At 41.7% G+C, this 21,586-nt stretch carries 25 protein-coding genes; all 25 read right to left on the reverse strand.

The genetic code is table 11. The features are described 5' to 3' along the window. Nucleotides 1–84 precede the first annotated feature (84 nt). Entirely contained in the window at nt 85–618 is a 534-nt protein-coding gene (locus CS060_RS09230) for a hypothetical protein (protein WP_099668899.1), read from the reverse strand. A gap of 74 nt (nt 619–692) precedes the next feature. Further along, nucleotides 693–1,811: an RNA polymerase sigma factor RpoD gene (gene rpoD / locus CS060_RS09235; protein WP_035050050.1), complete on the reverse strand. Its 1,119-nt coding sequence runs from the start codon at nt 1,809–1,811 to the stop codon at nt 693–695. Further along, a complete protein-coding gene (gene dnaG / locus CS060_RS09240) occupies nt 1,804–3,618 on the reverse strand; it encodes a DNA primase (protein ID WP_035050051.1) in 1,815 nt (604 codons plus the stop codon). The genes rpoD and dnaG overlap by 8 nt, the downstream gene beginning before the upstream one ends. 298 nt (nt 3,619–3,916) lie before the next feature. Next, the gene (locus tag CS060_RS09245; protein WP_035050053.1) at nt 3,917–4,723 is read right to left on the reverse strand and encodes a pyruvate, water dikinase regulatory protein; all 807 of its coding nucleotides are present in this window, start codon (nt 4,721–4,723) and stop codon (nt 3,917–3,919) included. Between the two features lie 12 nt (nt 4,724–4,735). Beyond that, nucleotides 4,736–5,365 carry a transcriptional regulator CcpN gene (ccpN, locus tag CS060_RS09250; protein ID WP_082180317.1) on the reverse strand — a complete coding sequence of 210 codons (630 nt, stop codon included), beginning with the start codon at nt 5,363–5,365 and terminating at the stop codon, nt 4,736–4,738. Nucleotides 5,366–5,456: 91 nt separating this feature from the next. Further along, nucleotides 5,457–6,218 carry a DNA repair protein RecO gene (recO, locus tag CS060_RS09255; protein WP_035050056.1) on the reverse strand — a complete coding sequence of 254 codons (762 nt, stop codon included), beginning with the start codon at nt 6,216–6,218 and terminating at the stop codon, nt 5,457–5,459. 19 nt (nt 6,219–6,237) lie between these two features. Continuing rightward, nucleotides 6,238–6,381 carry a YqzL family protein gene (locus CS060_RS09260; RefSeq protein WP_082180318.1) on the reverse strand — a complete coding sequence of 48 codons (144 nt, stop codon included), beginning with the start codon at nt 6,379–6,381 and terminating at the stop codon, nt 6,238–6,240. Between the two features lie 99 nt (nt 6,382–6,480). Then, nucleotides 6,481–7,389: a GTPase Era gene (era, locus tag CS060_RS09265; protein WP_035050057.1), complete on the reverse strand. Its 909-nt coding sequence runs from the start codon at nt 7,387–7,389 to the stop codon at nt 6,481–6,483. A gap of 66 nt (nt 7,390–7,455) precedes the next feature. Continuing rightward, nucleotides 7,456–7,842, reverse strand: a complete 387-nt coding sequence (locus CS060_RS09270; RefSeq protein ID WP_035050059.1) for a diacylglycerol kinase family protein — start codon at nt 7,840–7,842, stop codon at nt 7,456–7,458. Nucleotides 7,843–7,848: 6 nt separating this feature from the next. After that, entirely contained in the window at nt 7,849–8,316 is a 468-nt protein-coding gene (gene ybeY / locus CS060_RS09275) for an rRNA maturation RNase YbeY (RefSeq protein WP_006317850.1), read from the reverse strand. A 56-nt stretch (nt 8,317–8,372) separates the two neighbouring features. Next, complete coding sequence (locus CS060_RS09280; protein WP_006317848.1) at nt 8,373–9,335, reverse strand: PhoH family protein; 963 nt, start codon at nt 9,333–9,335, stop codon at nt 8,373–8,375. 3 nt (nt 9,336–9,338) lie between these two features. Beyond that, complete coding sequence (gene yqfD / locus CS060_RS09285; RefSeq protein ID WP_099668900.1) at nt 9,339–10,526, reverse strand: sporulation protein YqfD; 1,188 nt, start codon at nt 10,524–10,526, stop codon at nt 9,339–9,341. 12 nt (nt 10,527–10,538) lie between these two features. After that, nucleotides 10,539–10,823 (reverse strand): sporulation protein YqfC, encoded by a 285-nt coding sequence (gene yqfC, locus CS060_RS09290; RefSeq protein ID WP_035050061.1) that lies wholly within the window; start codon nt 10,821–10,823, stop codon nt 10,539–10,541. 53 nt (nt 10,824–10,876) lie between these two features. Next, entirely contained in the window at nt 10,877–11,212 is a 336-nt protein-coding gene (locus CS060_RS09295) for a YqfB family membrane protein (RefSeq protein WP_035050062.1), read from the reverse strand. A 7-nt stretch (nt 11,213–11,219) separates the two neighbouring features. Continuing rightward, nucleotides 11,220–12,209, reverse strand: a complete 990-nt coding sequence (gene floA / locus CS060_RS09300; protein WP_035050064.1) for a flotillin-like protein FloA — start codon at nt 12,207–12,209, stop codon at nt 11,220–11,222. After that, on the reverse strand, nt 12,206–12,868 hold the full coding sequence (locus CS060_RS09305; protein ID WP_035050065.1) for an NfeD family protein: 663 nt from the start codon (nt 12,866–12,868) through the stop codon (nt 12,206–12,208). The genes floA and CS060_RS09305 overlap by 4 nt, the downstream gene beginning before the upstream one ends. 92 nt (nt 12,869–12,960) lie before the next feature. Then, nucleotides 12,961–13,404 (reverse strand): GatB/YqeY domain-containing protein, encoded by a 444-nt coding sequence (locus CS060_RS09310; protein WP_003393899.1) that lies wholly within the window; start codon nt 13,402–13,404, stop codon nt 12,961–12,963. A 14-nt stretch (nt 13,405–13,418) separates the two neighbouring features. Continuing rightward, nucleotides 13,419–13,592: a 30S ribosomal protein S21 gene (gene rpsU, locus CS060_RS09315; protein ID WP_003393897.1), complete on the reverse strand. Its 174-nt coding sequence runs from the start codon at nt 13,590–13,592 to the stop codon at nt 13,419–13,421. Between the two features lie 104 nt (nt 13,593–13,696). Next, a complete protein-coding gene (gene mtaB / locus CS060_RS09320) occupies nt 13,697–15,049 on the reverse strand; it encodes a tRNA (N(6)-L-threonylcarbamoyladenosine(37)-C(2))-methylthiotransferase MtaB (RefSeq protein ID WP_035050585.1) in 1,353 nt (450 codons plus the stop codon). A 10-nt stretch (nt 15,050–15,059) separates the two neighbouring features. Further along, nucleotides 15,060–15,809, reverse strand: a complete 750-nt coding sequence (locus CS060_RS09325; protein WP_035050590.1) for a 16S rRNA (uracil(1498)-N(3))-methyltransferase — start codon at nt 15,807–15,809, stop codon at nt 15,060–15,062. Between the two features lie 14 nt (nt 15,810–15,823). Continuing rightward, complete coding sequence (prmA, locus tag CS060_RS09330; protein WP_099668901.1) at nt 15,824–16,762, reverse strand: 50S ribosomal protein L11 methyltransferase; 939 nt, start codon at nt 16,760–16,762, stop codon at nt 15,824–15,826. Nucleotides 16,763–16,786: 24 nt separating this feature from the next. Further along, nucleotides 16,787–17,908 carry a molecular chaperone DnaJ gene (gene dnaJ, locus CS060_RS09335; protein ID WP_035050582.1) on the reverse strand — a complete coding sequence of 374 codons (1,122 nt, stop codon included), beginning with the start codon at nt 17,906–17,908 and terminating at the stop codon, nt 16,787–16,789. A 131-nt stretch (nt 17,909–18,039) separates the two neighbouring features. Further along, the gene (gene dnaK, locus CS060_RS09340; RefSeq protein WP_035050579.1) at nt 18,040–19,857 is read right to left on the reverse strand and encodes a molecular chaperone DnaK; all 1,818 of its coding nucleotides are present in this window, start codon (nt 19,855–19,857) and stop codon (nt 18,040–18,042) included. Nucleotides 19,858–19,870: 13 nt separating this feature from the next. Further along, nucleotides 19,871–20,455, reverse strand: a complete 585-nt coding sequence (gene grpE / locus CS060_RS09345) for a nucleotide exchange factor GrpE (protein WP_035050578.1) — start codon at nt 20,453–20,455, stop codon at nt 19,871–19,873. Nucleotides 20,456–20,521: 66 nt separating this feature from the next. Continuing rightward, nucleotides 20,522–21,556 (reverse strand): heat-inducible transcriptional repressor HrcA, encoded by a 1,035-nt coding sequence (gene hrcA / locus CS060_RS09350; RefSeq protein ID WP_035050576.1) that lies wholly within the window; start codon nt 21,554–21,556, stop codon nt 20,522–20,524. Between the last annotated feature and the right edge of the window lie 30 nt (nt 21,557–21,586).

Genomic DNA, 21,586 nt, shown 5'->3' on the forward strand with positions numbered 1-21,586 from the left:
GCATGTTTTTCAAAATGAAAACGTTACAAACAATTTTATTGTACTTTAAATTCCCATAAAGGAAAAGCCCTGTATGTAAATTTTTTAAATGAAAAATGAAGAAAAAAGAAGAATGATGCCGACAACCCCTGAAATGATGAAATACATAAGCGAAAAACGCCAACCGATCAACAACCAAACGAAACAATTACACATAACTGTTATCGCCAATGCGCTCATATTTCCTGAAAAGTACACATCGCATGCACGAATGGAAAGAAGAAGAAGCGACAAAGCGCCGACAATTAGGGCGATATGGGTAAGCATTTTATGTTGTGCAAAAAAACGTACAGTCATAAAACAAACTATGACAAAAAGTGACAAAATGAGCGTTTGCAAAACGAACGACAATTCAGTAAAATAAATGACAAGAAGGGCAAAAGGTAAAAAAATGCCGATCATGATCATCGTAAAACGAACAGCCCATGTCGGAACTTGCTTCGTTGACTGATCGACATCGTTATGGTTCCCTTCTGTATACAACGCAAGCAAAAAATCGCAATATTGTTCCGGTAGCAATCGCGTTTGTTTCCAGTATTTAATTTCATTAATAATAATTTCTTTTCGTTTTTGTTCCATTGAATACGCATTCCTTCCTAAATAAAGAAATAGCTTACTTCCATTGTAAGAAGTAAACTATTTCTTGTAAACGGTTATTCTAAAAAGTCTTTTAGGCGCTTACTTCGACTTGGATGGCGAAGTTTGCGCAACGCTTTCGCTTCAATTTGACGAATGCGTTCGCGCGTGACACCGAACACTTTTCCGACTTCTTCAAGTGTTCGTGTACGTCCGTCGTCAAGACCGAAGCGAAGACGAAGGACATTTTCTTCGCGATCTGTTAACGTATCTAGCACGTCTTCAAGCTGTTCTTTCAACAGTTCATACGCTGCATGTTCGGCTGGAGATGTCGCATCTTGGTCTTCAATGAAGTCACCTAAATGCGAATCATCTTCTTCACCAATTGGCGTTTCAAGTGAAACAGGCTCTTGGGCAATTTTTAAAATTTCACGCACCTTTTCTGGCGTTAAATCCATCTCTTCTGCAATTTCTTCTGGAGATGGCTCGCGACCGAGGTCTTGTAAAAGTTGCCGTTGAACGCGAATGAGTTTGTTAATCGTTTCAACCATGTGAACAGGAATGCGAATCGTACGTGCTTGGTCAGCAATTGCACGCGTAATCGCTTGGCGAATCCACCATGTTGCATATGTGCTAAATTTATATCCTTTGCGGTAATCGAATTTTTCAACCGCTTTAATTAAGCCCATGTTTCCTTCTTGAATTAAGTCAAGAAAAAGCATACCACGACCAACGTAACGTTTTGCAATGCTCACAACAAGGCGAAGGTTTGCTTCAGCTAAACGACGCTTTGCTTCTTCGTCTCCTTGTTCGATTCGTTTGGCTAACTCAATTTCTTCTTCTGCAGACAATAACGGAACACGGCCAATTTCTTTTAAATACATACGAACAGGGTCGTTAATTTTTACACCTGGTGGAACGCTTAAATCGTTTAAATCGAACTCTTCGTCTTTTAAATCGTCGAAGTCTGGATCTTCTAAATCCGTATCATCTAAATCGGATTCCCCGACGACTTCGATACCTTGCTCAGTTAAATACTCATAATATTCGTCCATTTGATCGGAATCGAGATCAAACGAGGATAATCGCTCAGCGATTTCTTCATAGGTAAGAACACCACGTTTTTTACCTAGCTCGACTAATTGTTCTTTCACTTGTTCTAACGTTAAATCGGAATGTGTTGACTTTTCAGCCATTTATTCCCCTCCTTCCAAAATGCAAAGACTTTCGCATCGCGATGATTTCACTAGCAATGCGTTTGGCGCGCTCATAATCTTTTTGGCGTTCAGCTTCGCGCAACTGCGTTTCTTTTTGCTTAAGCAACTGTTCTTTCGGATAATTGAGCACGCATTGAATATAATCTTGTAACTCCGCTGATGAAATATCTTCGTTGATCGGCATCATCGACAGCTCTGTCACAATGCGTTTTAGTTGCGGATCATGAATGCGTTCAAGCAACGAGCTTACATCGGGTTCGTGTCCTTCTTCGTAAAATGCATATAAATAGGCGACAATAGCGCGATGTTCCTCGATATTAAATGCGCCTTCGATCGTCTCTTGCACGGTCAATGCGATCGCTTTATCGCGCAACATATGAGCAATTAACATCCGTTCTGCTGTTTGAAAAGCAGGTAACAATTTCGCCTTCGCAGGCACAATTACTGTTTCGCGGCGCTCATGTTTCCGTTCTGTTTGTTGCTTTTTCCCATGAAGCGTCATTTGTTCACGTAACGCATCCATAGAAATCGAAAACTCATCCGCTAGTTGTCGCAAGTAATAGTCAACTTCAATAGCATTAGATAAGCGACTAATTTCTTTAACTGCTTCTTCAATGTAACGAAGCCGTTCGCTTTCATTTTGTAAATGACGCCCACGCTTCAAATATTCTAGCTTAAATGCGGTGAGCGATAAGCTTGCATCAAGCACATGGTGACGAAAACGATCAGCACCATATTTTCGCACGTATTCGTCAGGATCGAGTCCATCTGGTATCATCGCCACTTTGACATAACAGCCAGCCTCCATAAGCGTCTCTGAAGCTCTGAGGGCAGCATCAATTCCAGCTCGATCGCCATCATAACAAACGATGACAGATGAAGCGTTTCGCCGTAGCATGCGCGCCTGTTCTTCTGATAAAGCCGTCCCCATCGTTGCTACCGCATGAGAAATGCCAGCTTGCACAGCAGCAATGACATCCGCAAACCCTTCAAACAACACCACTTGCTGTTTTTGGCGCATCGGCACACGCGCCTCATGGAAGTGATATAAAATGTTTCGTTTGTTGAAAATAGGTGTTTCAGGACTATTCAAGTACTTCGGATCTTCGTTTCCGAGCGCTCTCCCCGAGAATGCGACCGTTTCTCCATGATGGTTGTGGATCGGAAACATAATGCGGTGACGAAAACGATCAAAATATGAGTCCTCTCCTGATTTTTTTACGATTAACCCTGCACGCTCCATCAGAGGAAGCGAGAAACCTTTGTTTGTTAAAAATGTAACAGCCGCATTCCAAGATGGCAAAGCATAACCAATTTCAAACTGTTCAATGATTTCGCGCGTAAATCCACGATGAAGTAAGTAGCTTAACGCTTCCTCTCCTTCATTTGTATGCATCAGCAAATGATGATAAAACTTTTTTAGCAGCTCATGCGCAGCGATCATCGCTGCTGTTTCTGTCCGCTCAGCTGTTGGATGATCATCGACGATGTGCGACAAATCCACATTTGCTCGCGGTGCCAATCGCTTCACTGCCTCTATAAATGTGATTCCTTCGATGTCCATCAAAAACGAAAACACATTTCCGCCTGCCCCACAACCGAAACAGTGATAAATTTGCTTTTCTGGTGAAACAGAAAAAGAAGGTGTTTTCTCTCCGTGGAAAGGACATAAACCAAAATAATTGCGTCCTTGTTTTTTGAGCGAGACATACTGTTGGATGATGTCTACAATATCGACTGAGCGACGAATGTGCTCAACCGTTTCTTCAGGAATGCGTTGTCCCATATTTCAACAGCTCCAAACATATTTCGACAAAACGTGTGGCTTTGATCTAATTGTTTTGTATGTTTTTTATTCTCCATTGCGCGAAACAATCCTTCTTTTTGAGAAAAAAATATTGTCGAAAATCCCGATGCATTGTCACTTGACAATTAGCTATAAATAGTTTATTCGTCCTATGTTCAGTCTAAACCTGTTTTATCACAATTTTTTATTATAATATAAAAAATGTTAGTTGGCTATACAAATGTTTTTATGAAAAAGGAAAAGCACATATCACTTGTTGTGATTGTGCTTCGTCTGTTTATTTCCCTCTTTTGCGCATAATATTCATAATGACATTCGCTGTTTCTTCAACTGCTTTATTTGTCACATCAATGACTTCGCAACCAATTTTTTTCACAACTCCATCAAAATATTGCAATTCTTCTTTAATTCGGTCAATGTTTGCGTAAATGGCGCGGTCATCTAAACCGAGCGACTTTAACCGCTCCCGACGAATTTCATTTAACTTTTCCGGACTAATTTTTAAACCGAAACATTTTTCAGCCGGCACTTGAAACAATTCTTCTGGTGGATCGACTTCTGGAACAATCGGCACGTTAGCGACTTTAAAACGTTTATGGGCTAAATATTGCGATAGCGGGGTTTTTGACGTGCGCGACACCCCAATTAAAACGATATCAGCTCGCAAAATGCCACGCGGGTCACGTCCATCATCATATTTGACTGCAAATTCGATCGCTTCAATTTTTCGGAAATAGTCTTCATCTAACACGCGAATCGGTCCTGGTTCGCAACGTGGTGTCATTTGAAATAGTTGCTCCATCTGTTCAATGAGCGGCCCAATAATATCGTATACAGGAACTCCTTCACGTGCTGCTTCGGCTAATAAAAATTGGCGCATTTCCGGCACAACTAATGTAAAAACGATAATTCCTCGGTTCATTTTTGCTAACGCGACAACCTCTGATAATGTTTCAACATCTTCTACGTACGGAACACGCCGAAATTGAACGAGCGCCCCTTGGAACTGACTCGCTGCTGCTTTAACAACGAGTTCGGCCGTCTCTCCTGCTGAATCGGATACGACGTATACGATTTGACTCATGTTTTTCCCCCTTTAAAGCACGTCTTCTTTTGCTAACGCGACAAGCACCTTTGTCATATTCGTTTTCGTAATGCGCCCAATGACTTCATACCCTTTGTCCACTTTCTTGACGACTGGCATCGCATCAATTTGCTTTTCAATTAACTTTTGGGCGACGTCAATAAGTAAATCATCTTTTTCACAAAATGTAATATTCGGCATTCGCGTCATAATAATATTGACAGGGATCGATGTCAATTCTTGTTTTCCGATGCTGGCGCGCAGCAAATCTTTTCGGGATAGCACGCCGACAAGCAACGACTCCTCATCCACAACAAACAACGTGCCGACATCTTCTAAAAACATCGTAACAATCGCATCATAGACGCTCATGTTTTCATGAATGACAACCGGAATGGACTGATAGTCGCTCACTTTAATTTTTCTAATTTTATCAGCAAGCAGTTGCGTTCCTGTTTTTCCTGTATAAAAATAGCCAACACGAGGTCTCGCTTCTAAATACCCTGCCATCGTTAAAATCGCTAAATCCGGCCGTAACGTCGCCCGCGTTAAATTGAGCTTTTCCGCAATATGCTCACCTGTAATCGGCCCGTGGTCTTTGACGATTTGTAAAATTTGTTCTTGACGTTTATTGAGTTCGATTGTCGCTCACCACCTTACAATAGGCTACATTATAACATCATATTATAATTCATCTTCGTATTTTGCAAACAAAAGTGGGAAGCGGACAACGCTATATTTGTCCGCTTTTACCGTCTAACGTATGTAGTTGCTGTAAAAAACGTTTCGTCTTCAGCGAAAGACCCGAATATTCATCGTAATAAGCTGAAATAATCGTTTGTAGTTGTTGTTTCGTTTCCTGCTTGACAGCGATTTGACCGATGCGGGACAAATCTACGTAGTAAAAAAGGCGAAGTAATTTCAAAACCGATGAAGTCATCGGAATGCGGTGTGGATCGTGCTCAAAACAACGGTGACATAAAAATCCTCCTTGTGAAATCGAAAAAGCAAACGTTCCTTCTTTTTCTCCACAAACAGCACAGCCATCTAACTTCGGATATAATCCAAATGCCGGAAGCAATTTCATTTCATATATGTACGTTAATACTTCGGCGTCGAGTCCTTCGTTCATGTACGTCAATGTTTGTAAAAGGAGTTCAAATAAATATGGATTTGGTCGTCTTTCTTCTGTTGCTTTGTCTGTCAATTCAACGACATACGAGGCATATGCTGTTAAAAAAATGTCTTCACGTATATGGCGCATCGTTGAAAGCAATTCCCCTTGATGTAAACTTCCAACACCGCGACTTTTTTGAATCAAATAAATGCCGTATGTAAATATTTGCGTAACAGAAGAAAGGCGGCTGCTCGGCTTTTTCGCACCTCGTGCCATGGCAGCGACCTTTCCCCATTCGCGTGTAAATATTGTAACGATTTTATTCGTCTCTCCATAGTCAATCGTCCGAATGACAATTCCTTCACATTTTTCGAACATATAACATAACCTTCCAAAGTTACAGGACGTGATAATCTCGTTCAGCTAAATGATACGTTGAATCGCTCACTTGCTCTTGCGTTTCGCGTTCTAGCTCCTTAAATAACAGATACGTGTCAATATTCCCTGTTTGACTAAATAGCTTCCAGGTAAAATCGAGCATCGAACCACACCTTTCTCTCGTTAGTTGACGGTGATTGAGCAGCTCACTTGTAGTTTGCCCGTTTGTCGCTGTCACGATGTGTTTTAAAATTTTACAGTATTAATATTCATCTTCGCGATAGCCAAGGTCTCGCAACTGTGCCATTTTATTGCGCCAATCTTTTTGTACTTTGACCCACAACTCTAAAAACACTTTTGAACCGAGTAGCGCTTCAATATCGACGCGCGCGCGCTGGCCGATTTCCTTTAACATTTGACCACGCTTCCCGATAATAATTCCCTTTTGCGAATCGCGCTCAACGATAATGGTGGCTGCGACATATACGGTATCGCTATTTTCCCGACGTTCAATCGAGTCGATGACAACTGCAATGGAATGTGGCACTTCTTCGCGCGTTAAATGGAGCGCCTTTTCGCGAATAAACTCAGCAATAATAAATCGCTCTGGATGATCCGTTACTTGATGCGAAGGATAATATTGTGGTCCTTCAGGCAAGTAGTTTTTAATTTGTTGCAACAACGTTTCTACGTTGTTTCCTTGTAACGCTGAAATAGGAATCACTTCGGCAAACGAATGGAGTGAGCGATATTGCTCAATCAGCGGCAATAAATCGTCAGGATGCACTTCATCAATTTTATTAATGACTAAAAATACCGGCGTTTGTACTTGTTTTAAACGTTCGATAATAAACTCATCGCCGCGACCGAGCCCCTCTACAGCATTCACCATAAATAAAATTAAATCGACTTCTTGCAACGCGCTTTGCGCTACTTTCACCATAAAATCGCCAAGCTTATGTTTCGGCTTATGAATGCCTGGCGTATCAATAAAAATAATTTGTGCGTCATCAGCCGTGTATACACCTTGAATTTTATTGCGCGTCGTTTGTGGCTTATCGCTCATAATCGCAATTTTTTGCCCGATGACGCGATTTAAAAATGTAGATTTCCCTACATTTGGTCGTCCGATAATTGCTACGAATCCTGATTTATATCCTTCTTGAACCATAAAAACCTCCATCGCATAAAGTATGCTTACTTTTTATTTTACCAAAATATGAACACGATTTCACTACTATTTATGAAAATGTAAAGAATTTTTAAAAAATACATACAAATAAGGTGAGAAAATGGAAATACCAATAATCATAGACAGCAAAGCAAAAACGAGAACAGCTCCAGCTGCTAAATCTTTTGCTTCTTTCGCCAACGGTCGATATTTGTCCGTCACTAAATCAACCGTCCGTTCAATTGCGCTATTGACGATTTCTAAACTAATGACTGCTCCAATCGTCACAAGCAACACGAGCCATTCCATTTTTGAAATACGGAACATCACGGCAGCAGCGATAACAGCCATCGTTGCTGCTAAATGAATACGCATATTTCGCTCATGACAAATGGCAATTCGAATGCCATTTAAAGCATATAATACGCTAGCAACAAATCGCTTCCAACGCATAACCGATCATCTCGTTAAGCCGAACTGTTGTAATAATTGTTCTTGTTTCGCAAACATTACTTTCTCTTCTTCTTCCGTTTCATGATCATAACCGAGCAAATGTAAAAAACCGTGTACCGCTAAAAAACCAAGTTCACGCATAAACGAATGACCGTATTGCTCTGCCTGCTCACGCGCTTTTGGAACGGAAATGATAATATCTCCTAGTACAGGAGGCACATCGGCACCGACAATTTCAATTTCTTCTTCGCCCATTTCTTCAAGCGCAAACGAGATGACATCGGTCGGTTGATCTTTTCCACGATAATCGCGGTTGATTTCGCGAATTTTTTCATTATCCACAAATGTGACACTTACTTCTGCCCCATCTGGCACATGTTCTTCCTTTGCAGCATGTTGTAATAACTGTTCAATAAGCTCGATTTGTTGTTCTGTTATTTCATTCGTTTCATCCATAAAGTCAATAATTAACATATTCTTCCCTCTCTCTGTTAAAGTGCAAAAAGGACCCACGTGAGGGCGGGTCGCATTTACATTCCTGCATCTTCATATGCAGCGATAATTTTGCCGACAAGCGGATGACGTACAACATCAGCTTGCTCTAAAAAGACGAATGAAATTCCGCTTACATTCGTTAAAATGTCTTTTGCAATCGCAAGTCCAGAACGAACACCTTTTGGTAAATCCACTTGCGAAATATCACCGGTAATCACCATTTTCGAGCCGAAGCCAAGGCGCGTTAAAAACATTTTCATTTGCGAAGGGGTCGTATTTTGTGCCTCGTCTAAAATGACAAACGCATCATCTAATGTTCGCCCGCGCATATATGCAAGCGGGGCAATTTCAATTGCACCGCGTTCAATTAATCGTTGCGTATGTTCGTGACCAAGCACGTCATGAAGCGCATCGTAAAGTGGGCGTAAATACGGATCAACTTTTTCCTTTAAATCCCCCGGCAAAAAGCCTAAATTTTCGCCCGCTTCCACAGCAGGACGCGTTAAAATAATCCGCTTGACTTGTCCGTTTTTTAACGCTTGTACAGCCATCACAACGGCTAAGTACGTTTTTCCCGTTCCTGCTGGCCCGATGCCAAAAATTAAGTCGTGACGCTGGATGGCAGAAACGTATTGACGCTGGCCGAGCGTTTTGACGCGAATCGCTTTTCCTTTCGCATTTTTTCCAATTTCTTCGTTGTACAGTTCAACGAAATAAGAAATCGTTCCATTTTTCGCCATTCGTAGAGCATAAAGCACATCCCGCTCACCAATGACGATCCCTTTGCGAATGACAAGCAACAAATGACGAAGCAATTCATCAACGAGCTCAATATGCTGTTTGCTTCCTGACACGCTTATCGCCTCTCCACGCGTCACAATCGAAACTCCGAGTTCTTGCTCGATACGTTTTAAATGAACATCGTGCGTACCAAACAAAGCAAGCGCTTCATCTGCATTTTGTACGTTAGGATAAATCGTGACAAACTGTTCCGACATTCCTCAGTCTCCTTGAATAATTGGTTGTGGTGTCGCAATGTTTTCAATGACTTGGTAATGCATTTCTACTTTTACTTTACCATTCTCCTTCGTCTCATGCAAAACTTTTTCACCTTGAATGATTGCATCTGCAGGTAGCTGTCGCTGTAACTGTTCACGCGCGATTTGTTTTGCTACCGCTTTTGCTTGTTCGTACGAATACTCACGAACAGCTATTTCTTTTTCACGCCACACGACTTTTTCATAACGAATCGGTAACGTCCATGTCAAGAAACGAAACGTTTTTTCATCGACTTGTTTTTCAAATGTTGAAAACTGTTCTTTATGATTCCAAAAAAACGGAACTTTCCACGACCAAAAACGAACATAATGCGTTTCGCGCTTTTTCCCTGTCAACATATAAAACGTTGTTTTCATCGGAACAACAACCGTAGACTTGTACCACGTCTCCCCTAAAATTTGACCGCGCGCTGGCACGATCTCTGTTTGTCCTTCTTTGCCAATAAAACCGGAAACGAGCAACTGTCCTGGAACGACATGATCATTCACTTCTACAACCGCTTGACCTTGCTCAACAAACATATACGTAATGACCGCTTTTTTCTTCGCAACAAGATGTTGTGGCGTATTCGATTTCGTTTGTGTCGGTTGCTTTTTTTCAACGACTTGACAATATAACGTTGTTCCACGCCATTCAACACCAATCCACGTCACTGTGTCCATATTATTTATTAACGTTCGCTGGATCGTTTCGGGACTCGGAATAACAAACTGTAACGCACCACGTTCAACCCCTATTTTTTTTAATTGTTGCCTCACAGTATGTTCCACCGCTGGATTCGCTCCTACTATTTCAATGCGCCAAATCATATTGGACAATAAAAAAACGATGCACATAAAGGCAACTAATCCGACAACGATACCGCTATTTTTCCATGACGCTTTTAACCAAAATGGTGCCCCTCGCCGTTCGAGAACATATAGCTTACATCCACTTTTTCGCATCGTTGCTCGCACATGGCGAATATCACGAAGAAGCATATAACACGTGAGCGAATGTTCCCCTTCTCGCCTCACGTTCCATACGTATATTCCTCGGCGTGTAAATTCGTTTAATAACCGTTCTAATCCTTTTCCAACAATACGTATGCGCAAATTGCCTGACATTCGATACACCCATTCGTTTTTCACACTCGCCCCCCCTTATTCTTCCAAATATAGCACTTGGCTAATTTTCCCTTCGAGCAAAATTTCTTCCGGCAAAATCGTTTTAATACTAAACGATTCCCCTTTAACAAGTAGTTGCCCGTTTTTTAACAACAAGCGTAATTCGCGATCTGTAAACAGAAGCAAACCGCGATGGTTTTCTATGTAGATATGAATATGTCCAATCACCGTAATGCGGGGGAGGTCAGCGACAACATCCGCAGGCAGTTCCATTTGATTTGTTAACCATTGTCGCATTTTGTTTTTCCATTTTCCGATCATAAACAAAACCCCCTTTCATCTCATATGTATGAGTGAAATGGGGGTTATAGCACTTATTTTCTACCGTACGGACGCTTTGCCCGCGGTGGACCGAGCACCTCTGAAAAAATCACACCTTGCACGAGCGGATGTGTCGGCAATTGTTTCGTCTTTTTATGCTGCTCTTCTGCTGGCTGTGATACAGTCATTCGTTCTTGCGCCTTCTTAATAGGATGTGTCATTTTTGGCTCCATTTCTGTCGCAATGACTGTTGTTTTTTGTTCTTGCTGTTGTTTTCTTTCAACTGTTTCCTCCACAGTTTTGATACGTTTTCCAATCCAAGAAATAAACGCTCCTAAAATAAAAACGACAAATATGTTGTCAAGAAGCCACTCGATGAGCACCATCATTTATTCCTCACTTTTTTTCTTCATCTGGGTTTTGCGTGAGTTTTCCAATCGAATCACGCATATTCGTATCTGCCATAATGTTTTTTAAGTTCATGTAATCCATGACACCGAGCTTTCCAGAGCGGAGCGCTTCTGCCATCGCCAGCGGCACTTGTGCTTCCGCTTCAATAACTTTTGCCTGCATTTCTTGGACCCGTGCTTTCATTTCTTGTTCAAGCGCAACAGCCATTGCACGACGTTCTTCTGCTTTCGCTTGCGCAATTTTCTTATCTGCTTCAGCTTGGTCAGTTTGCAATTCTGCACCAATATTTTTCCCAATATCGATATCTGCAATATCGATCGATAAAATTTCAAATGCAGTTCCTGAGTCTAACCCTTTTGCTAATACTGTTTGTGAAATCATATCTGGATTTTCAAGCACTTTTTTATGATCGTCCTGAGACCCGATGGTAGAAACAATGCCTTCTCCTACACGTGCAATAATCGTTTCTTCTCCCGCACCACCAACTAATCGATCAATATTTGCTCGTACAGTAATGCGCGCTTTCGCTTTCACCTCAATACCATCCATCGCTACACCAGAAATAAATGGCGTTTCAATGACTTTTGGATTAACGCTCATTTGGACAGCTTCTAGTACGTTTCGTCCTGCTAAATCAATAGCGGCACAACGTTCAAACGTTAAATTAATATTCGCTCGTTGTGCAGCGATTAAAGCATTAACGACGCGGTCAACATTTCCACCTGCTAAATAATGGCTTTCTAATTGATTGATCGTTACATCTAACCCTGCTTTTTTTGCCTTAATTAACGGATTAATGACACGCGATGGAATGACGCGACGCAATCGCATGCCGATAAGCGTAAAAATACTAATTGGAACACCCGAAGCAATGGCAGAAATCCAAAGCATAACTGGAACGAATGAAAAAAATACAGCTAACAATACAAGTCCTAACGCAATTGCAATAATAAATAAAAGTTGATCTGGTGTCATATGATCTCCTCCTCTTTTTTACATTCTCGAACAACGATTTTTAACCCATCGACATAAACGACTTCAATTGGACGATTTCGCTCTATATATTCCCCTTCTGTGACGACATCTACACGTTCGCCATCAATGAGCGCCATTCCTGCTGGCCGCAATACGGTAAGTGACACTCCGCGCTTTCCAATTAAATCTATGCGCGCTTCATGGGAGACATATCCTTTTTCATTTCGCTGCTCATCCGTTAGCACAATTTTTTCGAAAAGGGCCATTTTCTTTTTACTAACCCGACTAAGCCATAATCCCATCATGAGCGCACTAACGACGGCTATCGATAAAGAAATCGTAATGAAAGGGGAATGCTTAGCTGCTAAAAATAAGCTCCACACGAGCGTACCCACTCCAGCAACACCGATTACCCCACCTGGCACAAACAACTCAATGACTAACAAAATAAGGCCAATACCAAATAATATAATCGCACCGACACTTGTTAAACCAGCTGCTAAATGCGATGAGAAAAAAAGCAAAAAGCAAACGAGGCTTCCTGTTCCTTTCCATCCCCAGCGCGCATCGTATAGTTGCCAAACAAACAACACGCTGCCGACGATGAGTAAAAGCGCAGCAAGAAACGGATGCGTGAAAGCAATAATGAAACTGGCCATCGTTTTTCCTCCTTTCACCTCTCTCATATGTACGGATGAAAAGAAAAAAAGTTTCAAAAACAGAAAAACACCTTACGATATCGTAAGGTGTTTTAACTTAAATGTTGTTGAACAAGTTTGTTTACGAGCGAACCGTCCGCTTTTCCTTTCACTTTCGGCATGATCGCTCCCATCACTTTACCCATATCCGCTTTTGAGGAAGCGCCCACTTCGGCAATCGTTTCTTTTACGATTTGCACAAGCTCTTCTTCGCTCAACTGCTTCGGCATGTAAAGTTCAAGAACCGTAATTTCTTCCTTGACTTTATCAACAAGGTCTGTGCGACCAGCTTTTTCAAATTCTTGGAGGGAGTCTTTACGCTGTTTTAATTCGCGAGAAAGTACGGTTAATTCTTCATCTTCGGTCAACGTTTTGCCAAGTTTAATCGCTTCATTTTGTAAAGCGGATTTCACCATGCGAATGACCGATAATTTGTCTTTCTCTTTGTTTTTCATCGCTTGCTTCATATCATTGTTCAAACGTTCGAGAAGACTCATAAATACACCCTCTTTTAATATTTGCGCTTTCTAGCCGCTTCAGACTTTTTCTTACGTCTTACGCTTGGCTTTTCATAGAATTCGCGCTTTCTTGCTTCTTGTAACGTACCTGTTTTTGAAACCGCACGTTTGAAGCGACGAAGAGCATCTTCAAGCGACTCGTTTTTACGAACGATCGTTTTCGACATCCTACTTCCCTCCCTCCGAACAAAACCGCTAATCCTTGGCACATGTTAAGACATGTACTTTCAAAGTATAATATAACCAAGTTCATAAGTCAACTTCTTTTTATTTATGAGCTTAACCGAATGGTGTCATGAGCATCATCGATGACGCGAACAAATTCTCCTTCGTTATATGGATAGCCTGCTTTTGTAATTTTCACTTTCACAAGTTGACCGACCATTTCTTCTGTTGCTGGGAACTTCACTTTTAAATAGTTATCTGTATAACCGACGTATAATCCGCTCGTTGGATCTTCTTTATAAAGCTCTTCTGGAATGACTTCAAGCACCTGTCCTTCAAACTTTGATGCGTACTCTTTCGCTAATTGATCGGAAAGTGCAATTAAACGATGTACGCGCTCGTTTTTGATTTCTTCATCAACTTGATCTGGCATTCTTGCTGCTGGTGTGCCCGTCCGTTTTGAATATGGAAAGACGTGCAGTTCGGAGAAGCGTTGCTCGCGAATAAATTCGTATGTCTCCATAAATTCTTCTTCGGTCTCGCCAGGGAAACCGACAATGACATCTGATGTAACAGCTAAATCTGGAAATACTTCACGTAAACGCGCCAGTCTCTCCGCGAAAAATTCGGTTGTATATTTGCGACGCATCCGTTTTAACACCTTATTTGAACCAGATTGTAAAGGAATGTGTAGATGACGGACGATTTTATCGGACTGTTTTAATACTGCGATGACTTCATCTGTAATTTGGCTCGCTTCAATCGATGAAATACGCAATCGTTTTAATCCTTTTACTTGTTCGTCGATATCGCGCAACAACATGGCGAAGTTGTAATCTTTCATATCTTCACCATATCCGCCTGTATGAATGCCCGTCAACACAATTTCTTTATAGCCTGCGTCAACGAGTTGTTGCGCCTGACGAATCACTTCCTTTGGATCGCGTGAGCGCATTAAGCCGCGCGCCCATGGAATAATACAAAACGTACAAAAGTTATTGCACCCTTCTTGAATTTTCAGCGATGCTCGCGTTCGATCGGTAAATGCAGGCACATCAAGCTCTTCGTATACGCGCGTTTTCATAATGTTGCGCACACCGTTAATAGGCTGACGTTGTTGTTTGAACTGCTCAATGTACTCTAAAATTTTGCCGCGATCTTGTGTACCGATGACAATATCAACACCTGGAATCGCCATGACTTCCGCAGGGGACGTTTGCGCATAACATCCTGTTACACATACGACCGCATCAGGATTGCGACGCACCGCGCGACGAATCACTTGACGGCTTTTTTTATCGCCTGTATTTGTTACTGTACACGTATTAATAACATATACATCGGCATGGTTTTCAAAATCTTTTCGTTCATATCCTGCTTGTTTAAATAACTGCCAAATCGCTTCTGTTTCGTAATGATTCACTTTGCATCCTAACGTATGAAATGCAACCGTTGGCATGTATATCACCTCACTTAAGTTCCCATTCATAAGATACCGCGGATAATGCGTATAACGGTGCCGTCTCTGCCCGTAAAATACGTGGACCAAGACTACATGCGACAAACCCATGTTCTTTTAATAATGCCACTTCTTGTTGAGAGAGGCCGCCTTCTGGTCCAAAGACGATAAGGAGAGAGTCCTCTTCGTTCATCGTTTGAAGAAGATGAGCAAACAAACGGTGGTTTCCTTCTTTCGCCTCTTCTTCATACGCAATACATTTATAATTGATGTCGCGCGCCCATGCAATGAGTTCACGAATCGTCATCGGAGCATAAACAGATGGCATATAAGCCCTGTGGGACTGTTCAGCCGCTTCTTTGACGATTTTTTGCCAACGTTCCACTTTTTTATCGCCTTTTTTCTCGTCCCATTTGACGATTGAACGAGAGGTGATGAGCGGAAGGAAGCCTTTTGCTCCAAGCTCTGTTCCTTTTTGTAAAACGAGTTCGTATTTATCTCCTTTTAACAATCCGCCTGCGACATATACGTGTACAGGAAGTTCAACGTTTGCCTCTATCCATTGTATAATACGGCAACGAACAAAATCATTGGAAATTTGTTCGATCTCACAAAGCATCGTCTCACTACGTTCATTACAACAAAGAAGGCGATCCCCTTCATTCATGCGCATCACCCGTCCGATATGATGGACGTCATCGCCAGAAATCATGACGTGATCGCCAACGATTTGCTCGTTACGTACAAAATATCGTTGCAACACGAACACCCTTTTTATTGTTTTTTCGCAATAAACGCAACCCAGTCTTCCATCGTTAACGTTTCTTCAATTATAAAACCAGCGCGGAGAAGCCCTTCCTTTACTTCTTGTTTTTTTGTTTGAATGATACCTGATGTAATAAATACGCCGCCTGAGCATAACAGGCGATACGCATCGTCGACAAAACGAAGAATAATTTCAGCTAAAATGTTTGCGACGATGACATCTGCTTGTTCATCGACTCGATCAAGTAAATTGTTTTGCGAAACGGTGACGACATCTTGTACTTTATTTAACTTCACGTTCAATTTTGCACTTTCTACCGCAACCGGATCTAAATCGAGCGCATGGACACGTTTTGCCCCTAACATCGCAGCAGCAATACTTAAAATGCCTGATCCTGTACCGACATCAACGACTATATCTCCTTCTTTAACCGTTTTTTCAAGCGCTTGAATACACATCACTGTTGTCGGATGCGTCCCTGTGCCAAACGCCATGCCCGGATCTAATTCAATAATTAATTCATCGCTTGAAACCGGTTCATACGTTTCCCATGTCGGAACGATCGTGAAGCGTTCAGAAATTTTAACCGGATTGTAATATTTTTTCCATGCCGTCGCCCATTCTTCTTCGTTCACTTCACTAATTGTAATTTTATTTCGTCCAATATCGATGTTATATAACATTAAGTTGTTAATCGCTTGTTTAATTTCTTCGACCGTTTCACCTAAAAAACTATTTACCGGTAAATATGCTTTAATAATGACGCCTTCTTCGGGGTAATCGTCAGGATTGAGTTGGTAGATTTCCCCGTAAGTCGTTTCGCGCTCTTTCGTTAGCTCAAACGGATCTTCAATGACGACGCCACCTGCACCTGCTTCATGTAAAATATTCGAAATTGCCTCGACCGCCTCGTGTGTTGTATGAATGCTTATTTCAGACCATTTCATAAACCTACCAACTCCTCCTTCACGTTACTCCCCTTTAAATGCTCGCTTCACTTTTGCAAAAAAGCTGTCTTCTTGGCCATTCCCTTGACTGAGCTGTTCAAATTCACGCAATAATTGTTTTTGACGTTCAGTTAATTTTGTTGGCGTAACAACGCGAACGCGAATATGTTGGTCTCCTTTTCCGTATCCATGCACATTCGGTACTCCTTTTCCTTTTAAACGGAATTTTGTACCTGTTTGCGTACCAGCAGGAATTTTCAATTTCACCTTTCCATACAACGTCGGCACTTCGATATCTGCACCGAGCGCGGCTTGCGTAAACGTAATTGGCATTTCACAATAAATGTCATCACCATCGCGCTCGAAAAATTCATGTGGTTCAACGTGAAAAACAATGTACAAGTCTCCAGATGGTCCACCGTTTATTCCTGGCTCTCCTTGACCTGCTAGACGCAATTGTTGACCGTCATCGACACCAGCAGGAATTTTGACGTGAATTTTTTTCCGTTTTTTCACGCGGCCAGTACCGTGACACGTCGAACATTTTTCTTTAATAAACTGCCCTGTGCCGCCACAGTGATGACAAGGGCGACGATTGACGATGCGACCAAACGGCGTCGCTTGCTCGATCGTCAACTGACCTGTACCGTGACAATGCGCGCACGTTTCTTTTTTCGTTCCTGGTTTCGCACCAGAACCGTGGCACGTATCGCACGTTTCTTCACGTGGAATTTCAATATTTGTTTCTTTCCCGAATACCGCTTCTTCAAACGTCAAACGCATCGTATATTGCAAGTCTGCCCCTGCACGTGGCGCGTTCGGATCGCGTCGGCGCCCACCGCCAAAAAAGCTACTAAAAATATCTTCAAAACCACCGAATCCACCAAAATCAAAATCAGCGCCGCCGAATCCACCAAACTGTTGATTCGGATCTGTATGACCGAACTGATCGTAGTGCGCACGCTTTTGGTCATCACTTAACACTTCGTATGCTTCTTTAATTTCTTTAAACTTTTCTGCTGCATCGGGCGCTTTGTTAATGTCTGGATGATACTGTTTCGATAACTTTCGATATGCTTTTTTAATTTCTTCTTTTGTCGCGTTTTTACTCACACCGAGCACTTCATAATAGCCTCGTTTACTCATGATCACCCACTCCCGACTCGTTCACATGAACGTAATTTTATCATTGTCTGAACTTGTTGTGCAATACATTTGATGTTTCCATAGCAAAAAAGTCAAAGCCAAGGCAGGCCTGACTTTGACTTTTTGTTTGTTTACTTATCTTCTTTCACTTCTTCAAATTCCGCATCGACGACGTTGTCGTCTTTTTTGCCTTCGCTTTGTTGTGCTTGCGCTTGTTGAGCCGCTTGTTCATATAGCTTAACAGAAAGCTGTTGCACAACTTCTTGCAACGCGTTTTTCTTCGCGCGAATGTCTTCGATATCTTTGCCCTCAAGCGCTGCTTTTAATGCATCTTTTGCTTCTTGCGCTTTTTTCACATCCGCTTCATCTACTTTTCCTTCTAATTCTTTTAACGTTTTTTCTGTTGTGAAAATGAGATGATCGGCTTCGTTGCGAAGTTCCACTTCTTCCTTCCGCTTCCGGTCCGCTTCTGCATTTTCTTCTGCTTCTTTAATCATGCGTTGAATTTCTTCTTCAGATAAGCCAGAAGAGGATTTAATTGTAATCGATTGTTCTTTATTTGTACCTAAATCTTTCGCACGTACGTGTACAATACCGTTTGCGTCGATGTCAAACGTTACTTCAATTTGTGGCACACCGCGCGGCGCTGGTGGAATGTCTGTTAATTGGAAGCGACCGAGCGTTTTGTTGTCAGCAGCCATTGGGCGTTCACCTTGTAAAACGTGAATGTCTACCGCTGTTTGGTTGTCTGCTGCGGTCGTGAAAATTTGTGATTTGCTTGTTGGAATCGTCGTGTTACGTTCAATTAATTTTGTAAAGACGCCACCCATCGTTTCAATACCGAGTGAAAGTGGTGTCACGTCTAACAATACGACGTCTTTGACGTCACCAGCGATAACCCCACCTTGGATTGCTGCACCAATTGCAACAACTTCATCTGGGTTTACACCTTTATGCGGTTCTTTTCCAATTTCTTTTTTAATCGCTTCTTGAACAGCAGGAATGCGCGTCGAACCACCGACAAGAATAACTTTATCGATATCTGCAGGCGTTAATCCAGCGTCTTTTAACGCTTGACGAACAGGTCCCATCGTACGCTCAACTAAGTGGGCGGACAATTCTTCAAATTTTGCGCGCGTTAACGTCATTTCCAAATGAAGCGGGCCGTTTTCGTTCGCGCTAATAAATGGCAATGAAATTTGCGTTTGCATGACGCCAGAAAGTTCTTTCTTCGCTTTTTCTGCCGCGTCTTTTAAACGCTGCAACGCCATTTTGTCTTTCGATAAATCGATGCCATGTTCTTTTTTGAATTCTTCGACTAAGTAATCGATAATGACTTGGTCAAAGTCGTCACCACCAAGATGGTTGTCCCCAGCAGTTGCTTTTACTTCGAATACACCATCGCCTAATTCAAGAATCGATACGTCAAACGTACCGCCACCAAGGTCGTATACGAGAATCGTTTGATCTTCATCCATTTTATCTAATCCGTATGCTAAAGCAGCGGCTGTCGGCTCGTTAATGATACGCTCTACTTCTAAGCCAGCGATGCGGCCTGCATCTTTTGTCGCTTGACGTTGTGCATCGTTAAAATATGCAGGAACAGTAATGACCGCACGTGTAACAGGTTCACCTAAATATGCTTCTGCGTATGATTTTAAGTATTGTAAAATCATCGCAGAAATTTGTTGTGGTGTGTATTCTTTTCCTTCGATTTGCACTTTATAATCTGTACCCATATGGCGTTTAATTGAAATGATTGTATTTGGGTTTGTGATCGCTTGACGTTTTGCGACTTCACCAACTAAACGCTCACCGTTTTTAAACGCAACGACAGATGGCGTCGTGCGACCTCCTTCTGGGTTTGGAATAACTTTTGGTTCACCGCCTTCTAATACAGCGACGCAAGAGTTTGTTGTACCTAAGTCAATACCGATAATTTTGCTCATACATAATCCCTCCCTATTGATTTACTTTGACCATTGCCGGACGAATGACACGATCTTTTAGTTTGTAACCTTTTTGAAACTCTTCAACGACTGTGTTTGGTTCATAGTTTTGATCGTCGACTTGCATCACCGCTTGATGCACATGCGGATCAAACGGTTTTCCAACCGATTCAATCGCTTCAACACCTTCTTTTTTCAGCGCTTCGATTAGTGAACGATAAACCATTTCCATTCCTTGTAAGAGCGATTTTGCTTTTTCATCTTCTACTTGCACTTGTAATGCGCGTTCAAAGTTATCTAAAATCGGCAACAAATCAGAAACTAGGCTTTGCGCGCGATATTTTTCAGCAGCTTCCATATCTAAACGCACACGGCGACGATAATTGTCAAAATCAGCATGCAAACGAAGGAAACGATTTTCTGTTTCTGCTAACTTCGCTTCCAATTGAGCAATTTTTTCGTAAGCGAGCGCCAACTCGTCTTTTTCTTCTTGTTGTACTTCTTCACTTTGCATTTGCTCTTCTTGCGCTTGATCACTTTGTGCGTCTTCATTTTGTTGCTGAACCGTTTCATCATATGTACGCTGTTCTTTCTCCATTTTCTCACCTCCCTCAAACACTCGAAAAGCGGATGGGGAAATTCCCCATCCATAATATTGACATCGCTAATCTTTTTGATACCACATCGTTAATACGTTCGATAGGTCGGTCGCAACAAGGTTCAACAACGAAATCACGCGCGAATATTCCATACGAGTTGGACCAAGAACCGCAATTGTGCCTAGTTTCTCTCCACCAACAGAATATGTCGCTGTAATTAAACTACAATTTTCCATTCCTTCGACGTCGTTTTCTGTGCCAATTTTCACTTGCACACCTTGTTGCTTATGCTTTCTTAATAAACGATAAAACTCTTTTTCTTGTTCAATGACATTAAATAAAGCACGAAGTTTATCAATGTCGTTAAATTCCGGTTGACGAAGCATATTCATTTTTCCGCTTAAAAACATTTGCGCAGGCGCGTTTAAATCTAAAGAAGCAGAAATCATACGCAACATGTGGTCGTAGCTTTGGATATGTTCACGCAAAACGTGCGTAACTTCCGTTTGAATTTTATCTGTTAAATCTTCTAATGGCACACCCGTCAACCGATCGTTTAAAATGTTTACCATCTTTTCGACATCAGATGTCGGAATAGAAGGTGGGAGCGTGACGACATGTTTTTCGACATATCCTGTATCCGTCACAATGATCGCAACAGCTGTTTCCGCATTTAGCGGGACAATTTGAATCGTTTTTAATTTATGTTCTTTTACTGAAGGGCCGAGCACAACCGTTGTATAGTTTGTTAAATCTGATAAAATTTGTGCTGATTTTTGAATAAGCTTCTCTAATTCGTATATTTGCTCATGAAAAATCGATCGAATCGTTTGGATGTCTTTTTGTGTTAATCGAAAAGGTGGCAATAAATGATCAACGTAATACCGATACCCTTTTTGAGACGGAACACGACCGGAGGAAATATGTGTTTTTTCGATAAAACCGAGCTCCTCTAAATCAGCCATCTCATTGCGAATGGTAGCCGAACTAAACGTAATTTGTTCCTTCTTTGATAACGTCCGTGAACCAACCGGTTGCCCTGAACGAATAAAATCATCGACAATAATTTTTAAAATTAACAATTGGCGATCTGTTAGCAACGCTCATCACCTCTGTTAGCACTCTAATAA

The organism is Anoxybacillus flavithermus (assembly GCF_002742685.1).
Lineage (GTDB): Bacteria > Bacillota > Bacilli > Bacillales > Anoxybacillaceae > Anoxybacillus > Anoxybacillus flavithermus_E.